Genomic DNA, 704 nt, shown 5'->3' on the forward strand with positions numbered 1-704 from the left:
CGGACGCGCCGACGGCGTGCAGAGTCACGCCCTGCCAGGAGAACGGCAGCTTGGCCTCACCGTCCCCGCTGTCGGTTCCGCTCACGCCCAGCGCGTGCAGCGCCGCGTCCAGCAGCGCCGGATGCACACCGAACGCACCCGCCTCGGCCTCCGCCGACTCCGGCAGCCGCACCTCGGCAAACACATCCCCGCCACGACGCCACACCGACCGCAGCCCCTGGAACACCGGCCCATAACCGAACCCGGCATCCGCCAAGCCCTCGTACAAACCGTCGACCGCAACCGGCTCAGCCCCGACCGGCGGCCACACCACCAGGTCGAACGCCGGCTCCACACCCCGCTCGGCCAGCACACCAGCGGCATGCCGCACCCACGACGCATCCTCGCCCGCACCCTCCACCCGCGAATGCAGCACCAGCGCACGACGCCCCCCACCGTCAGGCGCACCCACCGACAGCCGCAGCTGCACACCACCCAGCTCCGGCAGCACCAACGGCGCCTCCAGCGCCAGATCCTCCAGCACCTCACAGCCGACCAGCTCGCCCGCACGCACCACCAGCTCGACAAACGCCGTACCCGGCAGCAGCACCGAACCCATCACCGCATGATCCGCAAGCCACGCATGCGTGGCCAGCGACAACCGACCGGTGAACACCACCCCGTCCGAATCCGGCAGCTCAACCGCCGCACCCAGCAACGGATGG

Annotated in this window: 1 protein-coding gene; it reads right to left on the reverse strand. The window is 71.3% G+C overall.

What is annotated here, in order from left to right; translation table 11 throughout:
• Positions 1-704, reverse strand: a 704-nt coding sequence (locus tag ACP4J0_RS38625) for a polyketide synthase dehydratase domain-containing protein (protein ID WP_426604139.1), incomplete at both ends; no start/stop codon positions are given.

This window comes from Streptomyces sp. WG7, from assembly GCF_049975785.1.
In the GTDB taxonomy this organism is placed as follows: domain Bacteria; phylum Actinomycetota; class Actinomycetes; order Streptomycetales; family Streptomycetaceae; genus Streptomyces.